Genomic DNA, 19,602 nt, shown 5'->3' with positions numbered 1-19,602 from the left:
CCCGTCAGGGCCCACCGCCCGCCGAGACCCCACGGAGAAGGAACCCATGCCCCTGTGGCCCGTCTACACCGGCACCGAGGAACCGCACGACGGCATCGACCACCTGCCGCCGCCCCCGCCCTGGCGCGCCTTCGACGGCGGTCCCGCGCTCGACCCGCCCGACGAGGAGGCCGACGCCGCCGCGGTCTCCCCCGACCGCACCCATCGCGCCGCGACCTACCGGGCGACACCGCAGACGGTCCAGCTCGTCAACGCCGCCCTGTATCTGCGCCGTCCGCTGCTGGTCACCGGGCCGCCCGGCACCGGCAAGTCCTCGCTGGTCTACGCGGTCGCCCGCGAGCTGCGGCTCGGCCCGGTGCTGCGCTGGAACATCACCAGCCGCAGCACCCTGAACGACGGCCTCTACCAGTACGATCCGCTCTCCCGGCTGTACGCGGAGCGGCGCATGGCCGGGCAGTCCGCGCAACGGTCCGACCGGGCGCCGGACGGGGCGGCCGCCGGTGACCCGCCCGGCGACCCGTCGGGCGTGGAGGACCATCTGCGGCTCGGCCCCCTGGGCACCGCGCTCCTCCCCTACGCCCGCCCCCGCGCCCTGCTCATCGACGAGATCGACAAGAGCGACCTCGACCTGCCCAACGACCTGCTGAACGTGCTGGAGGAGGGCCAGTACGAGATCCCCGAACTGGCCCGCACCGCCCGGCACCGCCCCGAGGGGAAGGCCGAGGTGATGATCGACGGCACCGGGGAACGGGTACCGGTCCGGAGCGGCCGGGTGCGCTGCCGGGCCTTCCCCTTCGTCGTCCTCACCAGCAACGGGGAGCGCGAGTTCCCGCCCGCCTTCCTGCGCCGCTGCGTCACGCTGAAGCTGCGCCAGCCGGACGACCACCAGCTCGCCGGCATCGTCCGCGCGCACCTCGGGGAGCCCGACACCTACGCACAGGGCCTGATCGAGCGCTTCCTGGCCCGCTCGGGCGCCGGCGACCTGGCCACCGACCAGCTCCTCAACGCCATCTACCTGGCGCACAGCACCGGACTCGGCGCCGAGTCCCTGGACGACCTGGCCGAGCAGCTGATGCCGTACCTCGGGCGGACCCCGCAGGCCGATGCCTTCTGACCCGCCCGCGCACCACCCCGGCTCCCCGGACCCGCTGGCCCGGCTGGCCGACGTCCTGGGCCGGGCGGCCGGCGGTGTCCGCCCGACCTCGCTGGAACTGGCCGAACTGCTGTGGCTGGCGCGGACGATGGAGCACCGGCCCGACGCTCCCGCGCGCCCGCCCCGGCCACCCCGCGAATCCGCCGCCCCCGGCCCCGCCGTTCCCGACCCGCCCTCCGCTCCCCCGCCGCCCGCTCCCGCCCCGCCACCACCCCCCGCCCAGGCCGAACCGCCGCGCGCGCCCCTGCGTCTGCCGTCCCCGGCGGACCCGGACGGCCCGGACCGGGACGGCTCCGACCCGTCCTCCGAGCTCCCGTCCGAGGAACCGCACACCGCCCTGCTCGCCCCGGCGCCCCCGATGCTGCGCCGGCCCCTGGCACTGCAGCGGTCGCTACGCCCGCTCAAACGCCGGGTCGACGCACCGCTGGGCAGCGAACTGGACGAGCGGGCGACCGCCGACCGCATCGCCCGCCTCGGCGCCACCCCCGACTGGTGGCTGCCGGTCATGCGCCCCGCCCGGGAACGCTGGCTGCGGCTCACCCTGGTGCACGACACCGGTCCCACGATGCCGGTGTGGCGCCCGCTGGTCCGCGAACTGCACACGGCGCTCGCCCAGTCCGGCATCTTCCGCACCGTCGCCCTGCTCTCCGTCGGCGCCGACGGCACGGTGCGCGGCGCGGGCGCGCACACCCCGGCCGACGGCCGCGAGGTCACCCTGGTGATCAGCGACTGCATGGGCCCGCAGTGGCGCGCCGGCCGCGCCGGCGAGCTGTGGTACGGCACCCTGCGCCGCTGGTCCCGCCGGATGCCCGTGGCCGTCGTCCAGCCGCTGCCCGAACACCTGTGGCGGGACACCGCCCTGCCCGCCACGCCGGGCCTGCTCTCCGCCCCGCACCCCGTCGCACCCTCCGCGACACTCGCCTTCACCCCCTACGACTTCACCCCCTACGACGCCTCCGGCCCCGGCCACCGGCTCCCACCGGAGGGAATGCTCCCGCTGCCGGTGCTGGAACCGGCCCCCGAGTGGCTGTCGAACTGGGCCCGGCTGGTCGCCGCGCCGGGCGGGACGGCGTTCCCGGGGGCCGTGGCCGACCTGCGTCCCGCCGTCCTGGCGGACGCCGGCCACCGTGCGGACCTCGGCCGCCTCACCCCCGAGGAACTGGTCCTGCGCTTCCGGGGCAGCGCCTCCCCGGAGGCCTTCCGGCTGGCCGGCCACCTGGCCCTGGGCCGCCCCGATCTGCCGGTCATGCGCCTGGTGCAGGCCGCCATCGACCCGGACCCGCGGCCCCAGCACATCGCCGAGGTCATCCTCAGCGGGCTGCTGACCGCCGTCCCGGGTCCCCCCGGCTCCTACGCCTTCCGTCCCGGCGTACCGGAGCTGCTGCTGCGCAGCCTGCCCCGCTCGGCCCGGTACGACACCGCCGCCCTGCTGGAGCGCGTCGGTGCCCTGATCGAGGACCGGGCGGGCCGGGTGCCGGGAGAGTTCCAGGCGTTCGTCCCGGCTCCGTCGGGCACGGCGGCCGGTGTGGACGGTGAGGCGTTCGCGTCGGTCAGCGAGGACAGCGCCCGGCGGATGACGGGGGGCGAGGTGTCGGCGGCGCCGCCCCGCCTTGGTGAGGTCGAGGGGGTCGTGGGGGGCCGGTACCGGCTGGTGCGGCGGCTCTCGACGTCCGGAGGCCTCTGGCAGGCCGAGGACACGCGGGCGAACGGGACGGTGGTCCTGCGGCTGCACTGGACGGTCACCGAACCGGAGCGCCGTACGGCGCTGCTGCGCGACGTACGGCTGCTGGACGGGCTCGGCCATCCGAACCTGGTGCGGGTCGTCGGGACCGGCTTCCACTCAGGCGTGCCCTTCGTCGTCATGGAGCAGTTGGACGGCGTACCCCTGAGCTCCCTCGCAGCGCCGAACGGTTACGGTCTGCCGCCCACGTTGCTGGTATCGGTCGGCGCGCAGCTCGCACGGGCCCTCACCGCGGTGCACGCCGTGGGTCTGACCTGCGGCGGGCTCAATGTCTCCCGGGTGATGCTGCTGCCCGACGGAACGGTGAAGCTCACCCTCGCCGAACCCGGCCGGACCCCGGGCGCGGCGGGGCGGGCGCAGGATCTGCGGGCGCTGGGCGAGCTGCTGCTGATGCTGACGCGGGGATCCCCGCGGCGGCCCGTTCCCGTGGAGCCGGACGACCTCGGCCCTCTGCCGCCGGAGCTGCGGGCGACGTACACGCACGTTCTCGAACTGCTGATGTCCTCCTCCCCGGAGAAACAGCTGCGCGGCAGGGACCTGCTCCTCGACCCGGAACTCGAGCGCCGGGCCGAAGCGGCCTACACACGGCGCTTCTACCGGATGCTCGGCCCCTTCGGCGTCGAACTGGACAGCGGGCCCGCCGACCTGGGCCCGAACGAACGCGCCGTGCTGGCCATGCTGCTGTTCCAGCACGGCCGCGCGGTGCCGTTCGGCGAACTCCAGCAGGGCGTGTGGAGCGCACAGGAGAGACCGCGCGACGCCTCGAAGGTCCTGGACGCCACCGTCGCACGGCTGCGCCGTGTCCTGGGCCCGGGAGTGCTCGGGACGCTTCCCGACGGCTTCGTCCTGCACACCAGCCCGGACCACGTGGACCTGCTGCTCTGCGAGAGCCTGGTCCGTGGCGCCGACGAGGCGCGCAGAGGGGGCGACCTCGCCGAGGCGCGCACGCTGCTCTCCGACGCGCTGGCCCTGTGGAGCGAGGGTGCCGTCCTCGCCGGTGTGCCGGGCCCCGCCGCCCGGAGCGCCCGGACCCGGCTGGCCCGGCTCCGTCTGGACCTGCACCGCAAGCTCGCGGAGACCGACCTGGACCTCGGGGAGGCGGAGCGCGCGTCCGAGGACCTCGGACGTCTGGTGGCCGCCCACCCCTTCCGCGAGGACCTCCGCCGCCTCCACGTCCTTGCGCTGCGCCTTCAGGGGCGGACCGAGGAGGCCCTGGCGGCGTACGAGGAGTACGAAATGGCCGGCGGGCAGGATCCCGAACTGCTCGCCCTCGGGCGCGAACTGCGCGGGGAGGCCGCCGACGGCACACCGCAGTTGCCGCCTCTCGCCACCGAGGAACCGGCCTACGACCCGCTCGCCGCGCCGGACGAGCTGCCCGACGGCGTCTATCCCGCGTGGGATCCGTCCGGTGACGGGCCTTCGGCTGCGTCCTCCGAGCCCGTCGAGTCCGGCCCGGCGCACCACGGCCACGCCCGCACCTGCCTCCGTTTCGACCTGGTGGACCCCGTGTCGTCCGACACGCTCGCGGCCCTGGGGCGGGCGGTCACCCGGATCCTGACGGCCTGCGGCCTGCCGTACGGGGCCTATGAGCTTTTCGGGCAGGACGAGAGCTACACGGTCGTCGTGTGGTCGATCCCCCTCGCGGAGCCACTGTTGCGTGCCGCCCTGCGGGGGTTCCCGGACATGCTCAGGGAAGTCGGGCTGCCCCGGCTGATGGTGACCGCGTGGCGGGCGTGGCAGGAGAGCAGGGGTGAGCTGCCGGACGAGCCGGCGGTCCGTGCGGTACTGGTCTCCTCCGGTGCGCACGGCGTGTTCGCCCTCGCCCCGTCCCTGCGGAGGGAACTGGCGCGGGACCGGGACCTCGACGCCTTGCTCCGGCCTCTCGACGCCGGCGACGGTGCGGCGGGCTGGTACGTCACCGTCCCCCGCGGCCCCGCCCCGACGCCTCCGGTGCTGGGTCCCTATCCCCTGCCCGCCGGACATCTCCCGCCCTCGCTGGGCCTGACGCGGACGGTCGTCTACGGACGGCCCGGTGAGGAGTGGGACACGGTCCGGGAGCACGACACCGACCACTACTACGAGGTCGATCTGGCCGAGCGCAGGACGGTGCTGGAGGCACAGGGCGAACCGGGCCCGGCGCAGACGTTCGTGGCCGTGGTCCAGGGTGAGGCCGTCTGGCGGGTCTCCGACCCGGTCGCCCTGATCGAGGAGGGCCCGCGCGACCCGGAGGGCTTCCTCGGCAGCCACTTCCTGAAACAGGTGCGGGAGGTGGCCCGCCGCCTCCCCTCCGACGGCCTGTGGCGGCTGCGGCAGACGCTCATGGACCGGCTCGGGCTCCACGACGTGCCCGGTTGCGCCGTTCGCTGGAAGCTCACGGTCAGTGCCCAGCCGCTCGGGCCGGGAGCACGGCCCACGGTGACCGACCCCGCCGCGATACTGCGCGCCGCCGACGCGGTGATCCTCGGTTTCGACGGCACCCTCACCACGCTGTGGCCCCCGTCCCGGGCATCCGAGATCGTGCAGGACCTCGCCCGCCTCGCGGGCGACGAGCGGGAGCGTCCGGACGGCCTCACCCCTGCCGGGCTGCTCCGGGAGCTGGCGGACCACCCCTCGGTGCAGCAGCTGCGGGTCGAGCTGAACCGCTACGAGTCGGCGGCCGCCCACACCGCCCGCCCCGAACCCCTGTCCGTCGACCTCGTACGGGAGCTGTCCGACCGGCGGCTGGGCCTGGCCGTGGTCACCGATCACGCGGCGGACGCGGCCGACACCTTCCTGATGTACGCGGGTCTCGACCGCACCCTGCGGGGCGGGGCGCACGGCCGGTCGGCCGACCTGGCGCGGCTGATGCCACATCCGGACGTGCTGCACCGTGCCCTCCGGCGGCTCGGCACGACCCCGGACCGCTGCGTGATGATCGGGTCGACCGCCGTCGAGAGCGCCGCCGCCGCGGCGGCGGGCGTGCCGTTCATCGGGTGCCGGCACGCCGAGGGCATCCTCCGGAGCTCCGGCCCGCCGTGTCTCGTCGTGGAAGGGCTGGGCGCCGTGCTCGACACGGTCCGCTCCCTGCCGCCCCGCAGCACCTCCTGACCCGCGGTCAGGGTCCGCACCCCCCGTTCGGCGGCCCCCCACCCGGCCGTCCAGGAAAGGCGCCCGCCCCGCCCGCCGCGCACGATGCCTGAGAGGTCCGCCGCCCGGCGGGCCGCCGGCTCCGCACTCGGGAGGGTCTGCCGTGACCGCAAGTCTGGAGCAGCTGCGCCGCTGCCACTTCGCCGTCGACCTGGGGGCGGCCCGTACCCGGGTGTATGTCAAGGGCGCCGGACTCGTCGTCGACGAGCCGTCCGTGGCCGCCGTGAACACGCGGACCGGCGCGCTGATCGCGGTCGGTGAGTTCGCGGAGAAGATGACGGGCCGCACGCCGGGTTACATCCGGGTGGTGCGGCCGGTGAACGGCGGCACGGTCGTCGACATCGAGATGGCGCAGCGCATGCTGCGGCAGCTGATCGGGGACCGGACCCGCCGGGCGCTGCGCCGCAGGCCGCGGCTGCGGGCGGCGGCCTGCACCCCGCACGACGCCGATCCGCTGGCCCAGCGCGCCGCGATCGAGACGCTGGTCGGGCTCGGTGCCCGCCGGGTGGAGCTGGTCGACACCCTGATCGCCGCCGCCGTGGGCTGCGGTCTGCCGGTGGAACAGCCCGAGGCCACCATGATCATGGTGTGCGGTGCGGCGGCCACGCAGGTGGCGGTGCTCTCGCTGGGGTCGATCGTGCAGGCGCAGCGCATTCCCGTCGGCGGCGAGGCCGTGGACAACGCGATCGTGCAGCATCTGCGCCACCAGCACGAGCTGATGCTGCCGAGCCAGTCGGTACGGCCCCTGCAGCTCACCCTGTCCGGCAACGGGCTCACCCCGCAGGGTCCGGAGTCGACGGAGATCCACGGGCGGGACGTCGCCACCGGCCTCGCCCGGACCGTGAAGGTCGACACGGCGGCGGTGCGGCGGGCCATCCAGACGCCGCTCACGGCGGTGCTCGACGGGATCGGGAAGGTGCTGCGGGAGTGCCCGCCGGATCTGGTCGCCGACCTCGCCGACCGGGGCATCATGATGGTCGGCGGCAGCGCCCTGCTGCCGGGTCTGGACCAGATGCTGCGTCAGGCGACGGGCATGCCGGTGCACATCGCGGAGCGGCCGGAGCTGTGTGCGGTGGAGGGGCTGGGCGCGATGCTGGAGGGCAGGATCGCGCCGCTGGTGCTGGACCCGCTGGGCGCCTGACGGCGGCGGGGGCCGGTCAGCGGGAGAACCAGCAGCGGATCGTGGTGCCTTCGTCGCCGGTGTGGACGCGCACCAGGTCGGCGAGCAGATGGACCATCAGCAGTCCGCGTCCGCCCCGCTGGTCGCGGGGTGCGGGGCGGCGCCCCGCGAGGGGGTCGGTGATCCGTCCGCGGTCGCGCACCTCGCACAGCACGTGGCCGCCCTCGCCCCAGACCCGCAGGACGCCGAAGCCACCGCCGTGCACCACGCTGTTGGTGGTCAGCTCGGCCGTGGCGAGGGTCAGGTCCTCCAGGGGAAGACCGGAGAGGCCGAGCCGCCGTGCCTCGTCCGCGGCGGCGTGCCGGGCCAGGGGGAGGGAGCCGGCCGCGAACGGGTAGGTCAGGGCGTCCGCGACGAGCGGCAGCGGCGCGTTGTGGCGGGCGACGGCCGCGTCGGGGGCGTACGCGGCGCTGTGCCGGGCGGTGCGGGAGCCGGCGGGGATGACGGTGGGGTGAGTGGTGCGGGCGTCGTCGAGGACGTGGGCGGGCAGCCGTGCGGCGTCGTAGGGGCAGAGGATGGTCGCCGCGCGGCCCCGGAAGGCGGCGTTGATCAGCGCCTCGTGCTGGACACAGGCCGGGTACTCGGCCGGGGTGCGGCCGGCCCACACCGGCTCGCCGACGATCCGCGCCCGGTGTCCGGCGGGCAGCGCGTCGGCGAAGGCGCGCAGCACGCCGGGGATGATCCGGCCGGGGTTGCGGCCCGCCTCCCGCATGTCGAGGAGCCGGACGGCCTCCGCGTCGGCGCCCAGCGCGTCGCGGATCAGCCGCAGCCGGTCACCGGGCACGGCGACGGCGACGGGCTCGCCGGAGGCGAGTCCCTCACGCACGAAGGGGACGGTGCCGTCCAGGTACTCCTGGTCGTCCCGGTAGAAGAGGGCGGGGTGGTGAAAGGGGTCGGCGTCGGCGTGCGGGGGCGCGGCGCGGGTGCTCATGACATCGCCACCTCGCTCGCCACCTCGCTCGTCGCCCCGCTCGTCGCCCCGCTCGTCGCCGGGCCGGGCCGGGCGGCACCCGCGGGCGCGCCGGCTCCCGCGGCGTCGGCGGACGTCACCTCGGACAGCTTCAGGTCGTACACGGCATCACCTTCGCGCACCGCCCGTTGCGGGGCGCGCTCCCAGATCGTGTGCGTGGCCGGACCCGATCTCCCCGGCCGCTCGCATCCCACGGCATCCTCGCAGCGGATGCACGGTCAGAAACGTTTCGTCCCGGGATCCCCGGGTCCACGCGGCGTTCACTGCCGACCGCCGGACGCACATCTCCCCACGTTTCCGGGGGTCCGCCTACCCCGGTCGTATCCCGGCCATTCCCGGTCGCGGTGTGTAGTACGCCGCACGGTGGGCAGGCGCACCCGGAACGCAGCCGGAACCGTACGCGGCCGCACCGCACGGTGCCGGGGGCGGCCGGACCCGCACGAACCCCAGACGATCCACGAGTACCGACGAGGCGGTGACATGAGCTCCGCTGCACCTCTCCCCCTCCCGGGAAGGCAGAACCCCTTGGTCATCGGCGGACGCATGGACGCGGACCGGGCGCTGCTCACTCCGCGCGGCGAGCTGGTCCGCGGGTGCGCCGAGGCGCTGGCCGAGAAGCTGGCCGGGCTGCCCGTCGGCACGGCCCGGATCGACCTGGACATGAGCGGCGTGCACTTCATGGACTCGGCGGGGCTGGAGTTCCTCGAGGTGCTGCGCGACCACGGCCGGCGGCGCCGCCTCCCGGTCACCGCCACCCGCTGGAACGGCCAGCCGCGCCGCATCCTGGAGCTCGCCGGCCTGGACACCACGGACCCGCTGCGCTCCCCCGCCCCGCACGGCACACCGCCGCCGGCCCCCTCGGCGGTGGCGCGGGAGCGCGAGGAGCGGCTGCATCTGCTGCAGGAGGAGGTCGAGCAGCTCCGCCAGGCGATCGCCTCCCGCCCGGTCATCGACCAGGCGCGCGGCATCCTGATGGCGACGTACGGCTGCACCTCGGACGAGGCCTGGCACATCCTGCGGGAGGCGTCGCAGCTGGCCAACACCAAGCTGCGCGCGGTCGCCGAGTCGCTCACGGCCTGTGCGGCGACGGAGGGTACGCCCCCGCCGGAGGAGGTGCGCATCGCGCTGTCCCGGGCGGCGGCCCGCCGCTCGTCACGGTGAGCCGGGTGGGCACGGGGGTACTCGTCGGGCACGACCGGCGCGACGAGGAGGCAGCACGATGACCGACCACACTCCTTCCCAGGCCGAGGGCGACCGGGACGACGCCGAGTGGACCACCCCCGACATCCCCCACACCACCCCCTCCCAGGCGGAGGGCGAACGCGACCCGTCGGACGCCCCCGACGCGTCGGACGACGACGCGGGGTGAGCCGGGCACAGGCGCGGCGCCGCCCATGGTGCCCCTGGCGCGGACGCGGGCCCTTCCTCGGCAGGTTGGGACAGTGCCTCGCGGAGGGCGTGTGGTGGGGCGGGTGGGACTCGAACCCACGGCCGACGGATCATGAGTCCTTTTCTGATCTTCCGATCCGTCCCCGCTCTTGCCTCGATCCTCCTATAACCGCAGGTCAGATGCACTTCGCCGTTCTGGCTCTGCTCCGGCCTTCCTGATCCTTCCGGGTCCTTCCGTCCACTGCGTGTCCACTGGCGGTCCGCAGAGCCTCGAGGGGAACTGGGGAACGGTCGGGCGGCATCAGCCCAGGTCGAGTGATGGGCCCCCTTTTGCCACCCTCCGGCAGCGGAATTGCCTTCCGACGGGGAGAGCCGTCCCCTGTCCCTGTCGTTCTCCCATTGCCGATGAGCCCTCTGCCGGAGCCCTTTCACAGCCCGTGCCGGTCAAGGATGCTCATCAGTCGGCGCCAGCGCCGTAGCGGGCATGCTGCGGACCGCGGTCTCACCCACACCGCCGCTTTCGCCCATCTCACGGGGGGATGCGCCTGGCTCGGTGGGGCTGCTGGCTGCAGCGCGCACCACTGAGTCACGGTGATGACAAAGGAAACCCTGCCACAACTCCCGTCACTCGGTGGGCAACCACTGGGGCAGGCGCACCTGGCAACAGCCAATCGCCCGGGCCCGTCACAACCTACGTACGCGAACACCGGGAAGGTCGTCGAAGCGCGCTCGCTTGTCATAGGTGACTACTGTGCGTGCGGTGGTCAGGGCGGTTGCCGCGATGATCAGATCGTGGGCTCCTCTGGGCTGGCCGGCCCTGCGGACGTGGGCGAGCAGTCGCGCATGAGCCCGCGCGATGTCCACGGTGTACTCCTCGACCGGAACGGTGGCGAGGATGGCGTCGACGAATGACTGGCGGGCAAGCCGGTTGGTGTCGTCGGCCAGTTCGACGCCCTGGAGCAACTCCGCGGCCGTGATGGCGGCGATCACCGGGTCGTCATCGTCCGCGAGCACATGGTCGAGGACGACTTTCCGGCGCTCGACCGCGATCAATACGCCGGTGTCCAGGATCAGTCGTTCCACGGATCGTCCAGGGTCAGCAGATCACGGGTGGCCATCACATCGCCCTCGAAGGCGTCGTCGAGGGTGTCGACATAGGGCAGGAGAGCATCCTTCACCGCACGGCCCGTGGCTTTGGGCGCCGGACCGAGCACGGCCAGGCGTTTGCCCCCGCGGGTGATCACGATGGTTTCGCCGCGTTCCGCGCTGTCGAGCACGGAAGCGAAGTTCCGTGATGCTTCGGTAGCGGTCATCGTCTTCATGACCTCATACTCTCAGAGAATCTGATACTCGACAAGGCGGAGGCGGAGCCGTTGACGACCTCCCCTGCTTGACGTTCGATATCTCAGCCCGAACAGCGGCCGAAGGAAGAGCGGGTGCCCGGCAGACTGGGGCGGGGTGGACAGTGACGGCGCCGACGGTCAGGCCGTCGGCTTCCTGCGGATCCACTCCATTTCCTCGCGTCCCCTGCGCGTCCCCTGAATCTTGCTTTCGGCTTCACTGCGTAACCACCAGCAGCCGAGCTTGTTTCCATATCGCCGCAGGTCAGAGCCTCGACGAGAGCGCCCAGACACCCGCCGTGACGCCCAAGGCAGTACTCGTGAGCAGCGGATTCTCTCCGTTGGGGCCGATTAGGTGACTCAGGGGCACTGAACAGACGTTTCCGCAGGTCAGGGCACGATACTGGTGGGGCGGGTGGGACTCGAACCCACGGCCGACGGATTATGAGTCCGCTGCTCTAACCGGCTGAGCTACCGCCCCATAGCGGCGTGTCGCGTACATGTGTGCGCGCCGTCTGCCGCAGCATAGCCGCTCATACGATCTCCTGCTTCGGATGGTCGGCTGCGTACGGCCTTGGTGACCATGGAGACCACCGGCGGGCCCCGGACGGTTCCCGCGGACATGAAAAAGGACCCCTGCGGGGGTCCTCGTTCAGCATGCTCCCCCGACTGGACTCGAACCAGTAACCTGCCGGTTAACAGCCGGCTGCTCTGCCAATTGAGCTACGGAGGACCGAGCTCCCCCGACTGGACTCGAACCAGTAACCTGCCGGTTAACAGCCGGCTGCTCTGCCAATTGAGCTACGGAGGAATGCCTCGTTGCATCGAACGCACCTACCTGGGTAACCGCCAGGGGGCGCGCGCTCGCTGCGACACATACATTAGCGCAAGCAGGGGGGTGCTCCGCCAATCGGTACTCCCCGGCGCCGTCGCCGCACCGGAGACCTACGCAGACTGGAACAACGGGAAGGGTGGCCGCCATGCGTTACCGGCTCACGTTCGTCGCCGGAGTCGTCCTGGGTTACGTGCTGGGCACGAAAGCCGGGCGCGAGCGCTACGAGCAGATGAAGAAGCAGGCACAGCAGCTTGCACAGAACCCGGCCGTGCGCAACACCGCGGAGAGCGCGGCGCAGCAGGGGCGCGAGTTCGCGGACAAGGCGTACCACGCGGTCAGTGACAAGGTCGGCGACCGTATGCCCGACTCGGTCGCCCAGCGGGTGCACGCCCTGCGGGAGCGCACCGCGCACGGCCCGGCCGAGGACGACTGGGGCACCAGCAACACCTGACGGTTGCCCCGTCCGGCGGCGCCCGAGCCCCACCCACCCTCCTCATGCGGCAAAATCGCCGTATGGGGATAGTCGCCGGGCTGGACAGTGCGCCCGATTTCACTCGCATCGTCGTCTGCGACACGGACACCGGGGCCGTGCTCAGGCAGGGGTATGCCCAGCATCCGGTGCAGACCCCCGACGGTGGCGGCCGCCCCTCCGACGTCGACCCGCAGGCCTGGCTGCTGTCCCTGGGCGAGGCGGCGGGCGGCGGTCTGCTGGAGGGCGTGCAGGCCATCGGCGTGTCCGCGCAGGCGAACGCGCTGGTGCCGCTGGACGCGCAGGGCAACACGGTGCGGCCCGCGATGACCGGCGGCGACAAGCGGGCCCAGGTCGCGGCGGCCGATCTGATCGACGCGCTCGGCGGGCGCGAGGCGTGGGCACAGGCGGTGGGTTCCGTGCCGGGGGCCGCGCAGCCGGTGACCAAGCTGCGCTGGCTGGCGCGCACCGAGCCGGAGAACGCGGCGCGCACCGCCGTACTGCTCCAGGCGCACGACTGGCTGGTGTGGCAGCTGCTCGGCCGGCCGGTGCGGCGGACCACCGACCGGGGCGCGGCGTCGGGGACCGGCTACTGGGCGGCGGCCACCGGCGGTTACCGGCCCGACCTGGTCGAGCTGGCGCTCGGGCACCAGGCGATGCTCCCCGAGGTGATCGGCCCGGCGGACGCGGCCGGTACGACACCGGAGGGGCTGCTGATCTCCGCGGGTACCGGCGAGACGATGGCGGCGGCGTTCGGGCTCGGGATCGGGCTGGGCGACGCGGTGGTGTCGCTGGGCGCCTCCGGGTCGGTGATGGCCGTGCACGCCGAGGCGCTCGTCGACCAGCAGGGCATGATCACGTCGCTGGCCGACGCGACCGGCATGCACCTGCCGGTGGTCACCACCCTCAACGCCGTACGGGCGCTGCGCGGGGCGGCGGAGCTGCTCGGGCTGCCCGATCTGGAGAGCCTGTCCGAGCTGGCGATGAAGTCGACGCCGGGGGCGCACGGACTGGTGCTGCTCCCCTATCTGGAGGGTGAGCGCACGCCGAACCTGCCGCACACCGCCGGGACGCTGGCGGGGCTGCGGCGGGAGTCGATGCGGGCGGAGCACCTGGCGCGGGCCGCGTTCGAGGGGATGCTGTGCGGGCTCGCGGACGCGCTGGACGTGCTGCGCGGCCGGGGCGTGGACGTGCGGCGGGTGTTCCTGCTGGGCCCGGCCGCGGAGCTGCCCGCGGTGCAGGCGGCGGCGCCCGCGCTGTTCGGGGCGCAGGTGGTGGTGCCGCAGCCGGCGGACTACGCGGCGATCGGCGCGGCCCGGCAGGCGGCGTGGGCGCTCGGTGTGTCCCAGGGCACCCTGGATCCGCGGACGCCGCCGGTGTGGCAGGGCGCGGTGGCGCAGGTGCTGGATCCGGGCGAGGAACTGGCGGTGGGCCAGGCGGTGCGCCAGCAGTTCGTGGCGGTGCGGGAGCAGACCCATCCGGGGGCGTTCCGCATGTAGCGGCGGTGTGGCGTTCAGCGGGGAGCGCCGGGGGCGCGGACCGGGAGCGCGGGAGCCGGTCCGCGCCGTGCGGAAGCCGGTTTAAATCGGTTGAGGTAACGCGGGTGGAGTGTTCGACGATAGGGGCCACGGGCAACCAATCGCCCGTGTCGACCACCCGAGAGATTCAGCGTGCTCATACGACTCCTGCGGTCCCATCTGCGGCCCTACAAGAGACCCATCACCCTGCTGGTGCTGCTGCAGTTCCTGCAGACCTGCGCCACGCTCTACCTGCCCACCCTCAACGCCGACATCATCGACAACGGAGTCGTCAGAGGTGACACCGGCTACATCCTGAGCTACGGCGCCCTGATGGTCGGCATCTCGCTGGCCCAGGTGGTGTGCAACGTCGGTGCCGTGTTCTACGGCGCCCGGACGGCGGCCGCGCTGGGACGGGACGTGCGTGCCGCCGTGTTCGACCGGGTGCAGTCGTTCTCCGCGCGTGAGGTGGGTCACTTCGGCGCGCCGTCGCTGATCACCCGTACGACGAACGACGTCCAGCAGGTGCAGATGCTGACCCTGATGACGTTCACGCTGATGGTGTCGGCGCCGATCATGTGCGTGGGCGGCATCGTGATGGCGCTCGGGCTGGACGTTCCGCTGTCCGGGGTGCTGGTCGGTGTGGTGCCGGTGCTCGGCATCTGCGTGACGCTGATCGTGCGCCGGCTGCGCCCGCTGTTCCGGGCGATGCAGAAGCGGCTCGACACGGTGAACCGGGTGCTGCGCGAGCAGATCACCGGCAACCGGGTCATCCGCGCCTTCGTGCGGGACGACCACGAGAAGGGGCGGTTCCGCACCGCCAACACCGAGCTGACCGATGTGTCGCTGGGCGCGGGCAACATGCTCGCGCTGATGTTCCCGGTGGTCATGACGGTGGTGAACCTGTCGTCGCTCGCGGTGGTGTGGTTCGGCGCGCACCGGATCGACAGCGGCGGGATGCAGATCGGTGATCTGACGGCGTTCCTCGCCTATCTGATGCAGATCGTCATGTCCGTGATGATGGCCACGTTCATGTTCATGATGGTGCCGCGCGCCGAGGTGTGCGCCGAGCGCATCCACGAGGTGCTCGACACCTCCACGAGCGTGGTGCCGCCCGCCGCGCCCGTCACCGAGTTGCGCCGGCACGGGCATCTGGAGATCCGGGGCGCCGGTTTCCGCTACCCGGGTGCCGAGGAGCCGGTGCTGCGGTCGGTCGACCTGGAGGCGCGGCCCGGCGAGGTCACCGCCGTGATCGGCTCGACCGGCAGCGGCAAGTCCACGCTGCTCGGGCTGGTACCGCGGCTGTTCGACGCCACCGACGGCGCCGTGCTGGTCGACGGGGTGCCGGTGGCGGACATCGACCCGGCGCTGCTGGCGCGGACCGTCGGTCTGGTGCCGCAGAAGCCGTACCTCTTCGCGGGCACGGTCGCGACGAACCTGCGCTACGGCAATCCGGACGCCACCGACGAGGAACTGTGGCACGCGCTGGAGGTGGCCCAGGGCAAGGACTTCGTGGAGCGGCTCGAGGGCGGCCTCGACGCGGCGATCGCCCAGGGCGGGACGAATGTCTCCGGCGGTCAGCGCCAGCGTCTGGCGATCGCCCGGACGCTGGTGCAGCGGCCCGAGATCTATCTCTTCGACGACTCCTTCTCCGCGCTCGACTACGCCACCGACGCGGCCCTGCGCACCGCCCTCGCCCGGGAGACGGCCGAGGCGACCGTGGTGATCGTCGCCCAGCGGGTGGCCACCATCCGCGACGCCGACCGGATCGTGGTTTTGGACGAGGGCCGGGTCGTCGGCACCGGCCGGCACCACGAGCTGATGGCGGACAACGAGACCTACCGGGAGATCGTGCTCTCCCAGCTGACGGAAGCGGAGGCTGCCTGATGGCGGGGCCCGGAGGACGGATGATGGCCGGCGGCGGCCCCGACCAGCGGTCGATCGACTTCAAGGGGTCGAGCAAACGGCTGATCGCCCGGTTCCGCCCGGAACGCCTGACGATCGGCGCGCTGCTGGCCTGTGTCGTGGTGAGCGTGGGCCTGAGCGTGATCGGGCCGAAGATCCTCGGCGCGGCCACCGACCTGGTGTTCGACGGAATCGTGGGCCGGGACATGCCGGAGGGCGCCACCCGGGAAGAGGTCCTGGAGTCGATGCGCGAGCGGGGCGAGGGCGATGTCGCCGACATGCTCCGCGGCACCGACTTCACCCCCGGTGAGGGCATCGACTTCACGGCGGTGGGGCAGGTCCTGCTGGGGGCCCTGGCGGTGTTCCTGGCCGCCGGTCTGCTGATGGCGGTGGCGACCCGGCTGGTGAACCGGGCCGTGAACCTGACGATGTTCCGGATGCGCGAGGACGTGCAGGCGAAGCTGTCGCGGCTGCCGCTGTCGTACTTCGACAAGCGGCAGCGCGGCGAGGTGCTCAGCCGCGCCACCAACGACATCGACAACATCGGGCAGACGCTCCAGCAGTCGATGGGCCAGCTGATCAACTCGCTGCTCACCATCATCGGTGTGCTCGCGATGATGTTCTACGTCTCGTGGATCCTGGCGCTGGTGGCACTGGTGACGGTGCCGCTGTCGTTCGTCGTGGCCACGCGCGTGGGCAAGCGGTCGCAGCCGCACTTCGTGGCGCAGTGGCGTACCACCGGCCGGCTCAACGCACACATCGAGGAGATGTACACCGGGCACACCCTGGTGAAGGTGTTCGGGCGGCAGGAGGAGTCGGCGAAGCGGTTCGCCGAGGAGAACGAGGCGCTGTACGAGGCCGGGTTCAAGGCGCAGTTCAACAGCGGGATCATGCAGCCGCTGATGATGTTCGTGTCGAACATCAACTATGTGCTGGTGGCGGTCGTCGGCGGGCTGCGGGTGGCGTCGGGGTCGCTGTCCATCGGGGACGTGCAGGCGTTCATCCAGTACTCGCGGCAGTTCTCGATGCCGCTGACGCAGGTCGCGTCGATGGCCAACCTGGTGCAGTCGGGCGTCGCCTCCGCCGAGCGGATCTTCGAGCTGCTGGACGCGGAGGAGCAGGAGGCGGACGTCTCGCCCGCCGAGCGGCCCAAGGCGCTGCGCGGGCGGGTGGCGCTGGAGCACGTGTCGTTCCGGTACGACCCCGACAAGCCGCTGATCGAGGACCTGTCGCTGACGGTGGAACCGGGCCGGACGGTCGCGATCGTCGGACCGACGGGAGCCGGCAAGACCACGCTGGTGAACCTGCTGATGCGGTTCTACGAGGTGTCCGGCGGGCGCATCACCCTCGACGGGGTCGACATCGCGCGGATGTCCCGGGAGGAACTGCGCTCCGGCATCGGCATGGTGCTCCAGGACACCTGGCTGTTCGGCGGCACCATCGCGGAGAACATCGTCTACGGCGCGTCCCGTGAGGTCACCCGGGAGGAGATCGAGGAGGCGGCGCGTGCCGCGCACGCGGACCGGTTCATCCGTACGCTGCCCGACGGCTACGACACGGTGATCGACGACGAGGGGGCGGGGGTCAGCGCGGGCGAGAAGCAGCTGATCACGATCGCTCGGGCGTTCCTGTCCGATCCGGTGATCCTGGTGCTGGACGAGGCGACGAGCTCGGTGGACACGCGCACGGAGGTGCTGATCCAGAAGGGTATGGCACAACTGGCGCACGGCCGTACGTCGTTCGTCATCGCCCACCGGCTGTCGACGATCCGGGACGCGGACACCATCCTGGTGATGGAGAACGGCTCGATCGTCGAACAGGGCGCCCACGAAAAGCTCCTGGCCGCGGACGGCGCCTACGCCCGCCTGTACAAGGCCCAGTTCGCGGAGGCGGTGGCGGAGGTCGACTAGGGACCGTCTGTCCGGTCCGGGGCGGGCGACGCCCCGGACCGGGCGCGGCGTCAGAGCCGGCGGTAGTAGACGGCCACGGGGAGTGCCACGCACCCGAGCTTCTCGTAGAGGGCCCGGGCCGGGGCGTGGAAGGCGTCCCCGCCGGTGCCGATCTCGACCACCTGGGCGCCGAGCCGCCGCATCTCGCCGAACGCGTGCTCGCACAGGGCGGTGCCCACGTGGTCCCGGCGGTACGGCGCCGCGACGGCGAGCAGCTCGATCCGGCCGCTGCGGCGGGCCGGGTCGACGTGCCACGCCACGTACCCGGCGACGGCGCCGCCGGTCTCGGCGACGGCGACGTACTTGTGCTGTTCGGGGTCGTGGAGTTCGCTCACCTGCCTGCGGTAGTCCTCACGCCAGTCGCCGTGCTGGTTGGCGAAGGCGGCCTCGCCGACGAGGGGGCGGAAGGAGTCCTCGTAGAACGGCCGGAAGGTGTCGATGGTGAGCTCGATGAGCCGTGCCTGGTCGGGACGGCCGTATGCGCGAATGAGCATGGAAGGGTGCCTCTCGGACCGAGGGGATCGGACAGCGGCGATCCGGCTCGCGGCCTGCGATGCGGCGGCGGGCCGTCCTCAGCGGCGCGTACGGCCGGCGGCGAAGCACTCCATGCCCGCGATGCTACTCCCCTCGTGCGGCCGGGGCTGCACGGGTTGTCACAGCTTCCCCGTACTGTCGAGGCATGGAAGGCACCGCACTCCCCGCCGCGTACGACGCGATGTCCGTCGCCCGCTGGGCCGCCGAGCCCGACAAGCGCCCCGGGCGGACCGCCTTCCAGCGTGACCGCGCCCGCGTCCTGCACTCCGCGGCGCTGCGCCGCCTCGCCGGGAAGACGCAGGTCGTCACGCCGGGTGAGCACAGCCAGGTGTGGGACGCCAGTCCGCGCACCCGCCTCACCCACTCCCTCGAATGCGCGCAGGTCGGCCGTGAGCTCGGCGCGGCGCTCGGCTGCGACCCCGACCTCGTCGAGGCGGCCTGTCTCTCCCACGACCTGGGGCACCCGCCCTTCGGGCACAACGGCGAACAGGCGCTGAACGAGTTCGCCGAGGACTGCGGCGGCTTCGAGGGCAACGCCCAGTCGCTGCGCCTCCTGACCCGTATCGAACCCAAACGGTTCACCCCCGAGGGCTCCGTCGGCCTCAACCTCACCCGGGCCACCCTCGACGCCGCCACCAAGTACCCCTGGCCGCGCGGCGCCCACCCCACCGACCCGGACTCCCCCAAGTTCGGGGTCTACGAGGACGACCGCCCGGTGTTCGACTGGGTGCGCGAGGACGCCCCCAACAGCCGGATCTGCTTCGAGGCCCAGGTCATGGACTGGTCCGACGACGTCGCCTACTCGGTGCACGACGTGGAGGACGGCCTGCACGCCGGCCACATCGACCCGGGCTGCCTGCACGCCGAGCCCGAGCGCCGGGAGGTCTTCGCCGTCGCCGTGGGCCGGTACGTGCCCGCGGACACCGACCCCGGGGAACTGGCCGAGGCCCTCGACCGCCTGCTCGCCCAGGAGTGGTGGCCGCACGGCTACGACGGCACCGCCGTCGCCCAGGCCCGCCTGAAGGACGCCACCAGTCAGCTCATCGGCCGCTTCTGCCTGGCCGCGGAGGGCGCCACCCGGCAGGCCTTCGGCAGCGGACGCCTCACCCGGTACGCGGCCGAGCTGGTGGTGCCGCGCAGCACCCGGATGGAGTGCGCGGTCCTCAAGGCGGTCGCCGACCGGTACGTCATGCAGCGCGCCGAGCAGGAACTGCTCCGCGCCGACCAGCGCGTCGTCGTCGTCGAACTGGCCGAGGCGCTCACCGCCCGCGCGCCCGAAGGGCTGGACCCCCAGTTCCGCGCGCTGTTCGACCGGGCCCCGGACGACCGCGCCCGCAAGCGGGTGATCGTCGACCAGATCGCGTCCCTGACGGACGCCTCGGCGCGCTCGCTTCACGCGCGGCTCACGGGGCAGGGATGACCCGCATGGCCTGATCGGGTCACTCCCCCTTCCGGCATCATTCTGGGTGCGGGACGCTCGCAGATGGCTACACC

The 19,602-nt window shown here is 72.8% G+C and carries 15 protein-coding genes and 3 tRNA genes; 10 read left to right on the top strand and 8 right to left on the bottom strand.

Annotated elements, in window-relative coordinates; genetic code table 11:
* Positions 1-46 precede the first annotated feature (46 nt).
* The 3 genes from AC5L3C_RS26155 (at position 47) to AC5L3C_RS26145 (ending at position 7,161) form a co-directional block, all read left to right on the top strand.
* Positions 47-1,114 (top strand): AAA family ATPase, encoded by a 1,068-nt coding sequence (locus AC5L3C_RS26155; RefSeq protein WP_493651241.1) that lies wholly within the window; start codon positions 47-49, stop codon positions 1,112-1,114.
* The gene (locus tag AC5L3C_RS26150) at positions 1,104-5,981 is read left to right on the top strand and encodes an SAV_2336 N-terminal domain-related protein (protein ID WP_493651240.1); all 4,878 of its coding nucleotides are present in this window, start codon (positions 1,104-1,106) and stop codon (positions 5,979-5,981) included. Before AC5L3C_RS26155 ends, AC5L3C_RS26150 begins: the two co-directional genes overlap by 11 nt.
* Before the next feature lie 142 nt (positions 5,982-6,123).
* Positions 6,124-7,161, top strand: a complete 1,038-nt coding sequence (locus tag AC5L3C_RS26145; protein ID WP_493651238.1) for a rod shape-determining protein — start codon at positions 6,124-6,126, stop codon at positions 7,159-7,161.
* Positions 7,162-7,177: 16 nt separating this feature from the next.
* On the opposite strand, the gene AC5L3C_RS26140 is transcribed toward AC5L3C_RS26145, so the two are convergent.
* Positions 7,178-8,131 carry an anti-sigma factor RsbA family regulatory protein gene (locus tag AC5L3C_RS26140; RefSeq protein ID WP_493651237.1) on the bottom strand — a complete coding sequence of 318 codons (954 nt, stop codon included), beginning with the start codon at positions 8,129-8,131 and terminating at the stop codon, positions 7,178-7,180.
* Positions 8,128-8,274, bottom strand: a complete 147-nt coding sequence (locus AC5L3C_RS26135; RefSeq protein WP_493651235.1) for a hypothetical protein — start codon at positions 8,272-8,274, stop codon at positions 8,128-8,130. The genes AC5L3C_RS26140 and AC5L3C_RS26135 overlap by 4 nt, the downstream gene beginning before the upstream one ends.
* A 376-nt stretch (positions 8,275-8,650) precedes the next feature.
* Here AC5L3C_RS26135 and AC5L3C_RS26130 point away from each other — a divergent pair, with 376 nt between their 5' ends.
* On the top strand, positions 8,651-9,331 hold the full coding sequence (locus AC5L3C_RS26130; protein ID WP_493651234.1) for an ANTAR domain-containing response regulator: 681 nt from the start codon (positions 8,651-8,653) through the stop codon (positions 9,329-9,331).
* A gap of 58 nt (positions 9,332-9,389) precedes the next feature.
* Positions 9,390-9,539, top strand: a complete 150-nt coding sequence (locus tag AC5L3C_RS26125; protein WP_164555725.1) for a hypothetical protein — start codon at positions 9,390-9,392, stop codon at positions 9,537-9,539.
* Between the two features lie 704 nt (positions 9,540-10,243).
* Here the strand turns inward: AC5L3C_RS26125 and AC5L3C_RS26120 are convergent.
* The 5 genes from AC5L3C_RS26120 to AC5L3C_RS26100 all read right to left on the bottom strand — a co-directional run bounded on the left by AC5L3C_RS26120 (position 10,244) and on the right by AC5L3C_RS26100 (position 11,710).
* Positions 10,244-10,642 (bottom strand): PIN domain-containing protein, encoded by a 399-nt coding sequence (locus tag AC5L3C_RS26120; RefSeq protein WP_493651232.1) that lies wholly within the window; start codon positions 10,640-10,642, stop codon positions 10,244-10,246.
* A complete protein-coding gene (locus AC5L3C_RS26115; RefSeq protein ID WP_027731192.1) occupies positions 10,630-10,881 on the bottom strand; it encodes a type II toxin-antitoxin system Phd/YefM family antitoxin in 252 nt (83 codons plus the stop codon). The genes AC5L3C_RS26120 and AC5L3C_RS26115 overlap by 13 nt, the downstream gene beginning before the upstream one ends.
* A gap of 422 nt (positions 10,882-11,303) precedes the next feature.
* Positions 11,304-11,380: transfer RNA gene (locus AC5L3C_RS26110), tRNA-Ile, on the bottom strand.
* Positions 11,381-11,559: 179 nt separating this feature from the next.
* Positions 11,560-11,632: transfer RNA gene (locus AC5L3C_RS26105), tRNA-Asn, on the bottom strand.
* Between the two features lie 5 nt (positions 11,633-11,637).
* A tRNA-Asn gene (locus AC5L3C_RS26100) sits at positions 11,638-11,710 on the bottom strand.
* A gap of 169 nt (positions 11,711-11,879) precedes the next feature.
* On the opposite strand from AC5L3C_RS26100, the gene AC5L3C_RS26095 reads away from it, so the two are divergent.
* The 4 genes from AC5L3C_RS26095 (at position 11,880) to AC5L3C_RS26080 (ending at position 17,535) form a co-directional block, all read left to right on the top strand.
* A complete protein-coding gene (locus tag AC5L3C_RS26095; protein ID WP_125506640.1) occupies positions 11,880-12,185 on the top strand; it encodes a YtxH domain-containing protein in 306 nt (101 codons plus the stop codon).
* 62 nt (positions 12,186-12,247) lie between these two features.
* Positions 12,248-13,702: a xylulokinase gene (locus tag AC5L3C_RS26090; RefSeq protein ID WP_493651229.1), complete on the top strand. Its 1,455-nt coding sequence runs from the start codon at positions 12,248-12,250 to the stop codon at positions 13,700-13,702.
* 171 nt (positions 13,703-13,873) lie between these two features.
* The gene (locus AC5L3C_RS26085) at positions 13,874-15,607 is read left to right on the top strand and encodes an ABC transporter ATP-binding protein (protein WP_493651227.1); all 1,734 of its coding nucleotides are present in this window, start codon (positions 13,874-13,876) and stop codon (positions 15,605-15,607) included.
* Positions 15,607-17,535: an ABC transporter ATP-binding protein gene (locus tag AC5L3C_RS26080; protein WP_493651225.1), complete on the top strand. Its 1,929-nt coding sequence runs from the start codon at positions 15,607-15,609 to the stop codon at positions 17,533-17,535. Before AC5L3C_RS26085 ends, AC5L3C_RS26080 begins: the two co-directional genes overlap by 1 nt.
* Before the next feature lie 50 nt (positions 17,536-17,585).
* Here the strand turns inward: AC5L3C_RS26080 and AC5L3C_RS26075 are convergent, their stop codons facing one another.
* Positions 17,586-18,068: a GNAT family N-acetyltransferase gene (locus tag AC5L3C_RS26075; protein WP_493651223.1), complete on the bottom strand. Its 483-nt coding sequence runs from the start codon at positions 18,066-18,068 to the stop codon at positions 17,586-17,588.
* 185 nt (positions 18,069-18,253) lie between these two features.
* On the opposite strand from AC5L3C_RS26075, the gene AC5L3C_RS26070 reads away from it, so the two are divergent.
* Positions 18,254-19,528 carry a deoxyguanosinetriphosphate triphosphohydrolase gene (locus tag AC5L3C_RS26070; RefSeq protein ID WP_493651221.1) on the top strand — a complete coding sequence of 425 codons (1,275 nt, stop codon included), beginning with the start codon at positions 18,254-18,256 and terminating at the stop codon, positions 19,526-19,528.
* The last annotated feature ends 74 nt before the right edge of the window (positions 19,529-19,602 follow it).

Source organism: Streptomyces speibonae, assembly GCF_984686075.1.
The sequence above is the reverse complement of the archived record's forward strand: the minus strand, read 5'-3'. Positions and strand labels throughout refer to the sequence as shown.

Bases quoted from the DNA above. Each gene is read 5' to 3' on its own strand.
- AC5L3C_RS26155 (WP_493651241.1), top strand. From the start codon at position 47: ATGCCCCTGTGGCCCGTCTACACCGGCACCGAGGAACCGCACGACGGC.
- AC5L3C_RS26150 (WP_493651240.1), top strand. From the start codon at position 1,104: ATGCCTTCTGACCCGCCCGCGCACCACCCCGGCTCCCCGGACCCGCTG.
- AC5L3C_RS26140 (WP_493651237.1), bottom strand. From the start codon at position 8,131: ATGAGCACCCGCGCCGCGCCCCCGCACGCCGACGCCGACCCCTTTCAC.
- AC5L3C_RS26130 (WP_493651234.1), top strand. From the start codon at position 8,651: ATGAGCTCCGCTGCACCTCTCCCCCTCCCGGGAAGGCAGAACCCCTTG.
- AC5L3C_RS26125 (WP_164555725.1), top strand. From the start codon at position 9,390: ATGACCGACCACACTCCTTCCCAGGCCGAGGGCGACCGGGACGACGCC.
- AC5L3C_RS26115 (WP_027731192.1), bottom strand. From the start codon at position 10,881: ATGAAGACGATGACCGCTACCGAAGCATCACGGAACTTCGCTTCCGTG.
- AC5L3C_RS26095 (WP_125506640.1), top strand. From the start codon at position 11,880: ATGCGTTACCGGCTCACGTTCGTCGCCGGAGTCGTCCTGGGTTACGTG.
- AC5L3C_RS26090 (WP_493651229.1), top strand. From the start codon at position 12,248: ATGGGGATAGTCGCCGGGCTGGACAGTGCGCCCGATTTCACTCGCATC.
- AC5L3C_RS26080 (WP_493651225.1), top strand. From the start codon at position 15,607: ATGGCGGGGCCCGGAGGACGGATGATGGCCGGCGGCGGCCCCGACCAG.
- AC5L3C_RS26075 (WP_493651223.1), bottom strand. From the start codon at position 18,068: ATGCTCATTCGCGCATACGGCCGTCCCGACCAGGCACGGCTCATCGAG.
- AC5L3C_RS26070 (WP_493651221.1), top strand. From the start codon at position 18,254: ATGGAAGGCACCGCACTCCCCGCCGCGTACGACGCGATGTCCGTCGCC.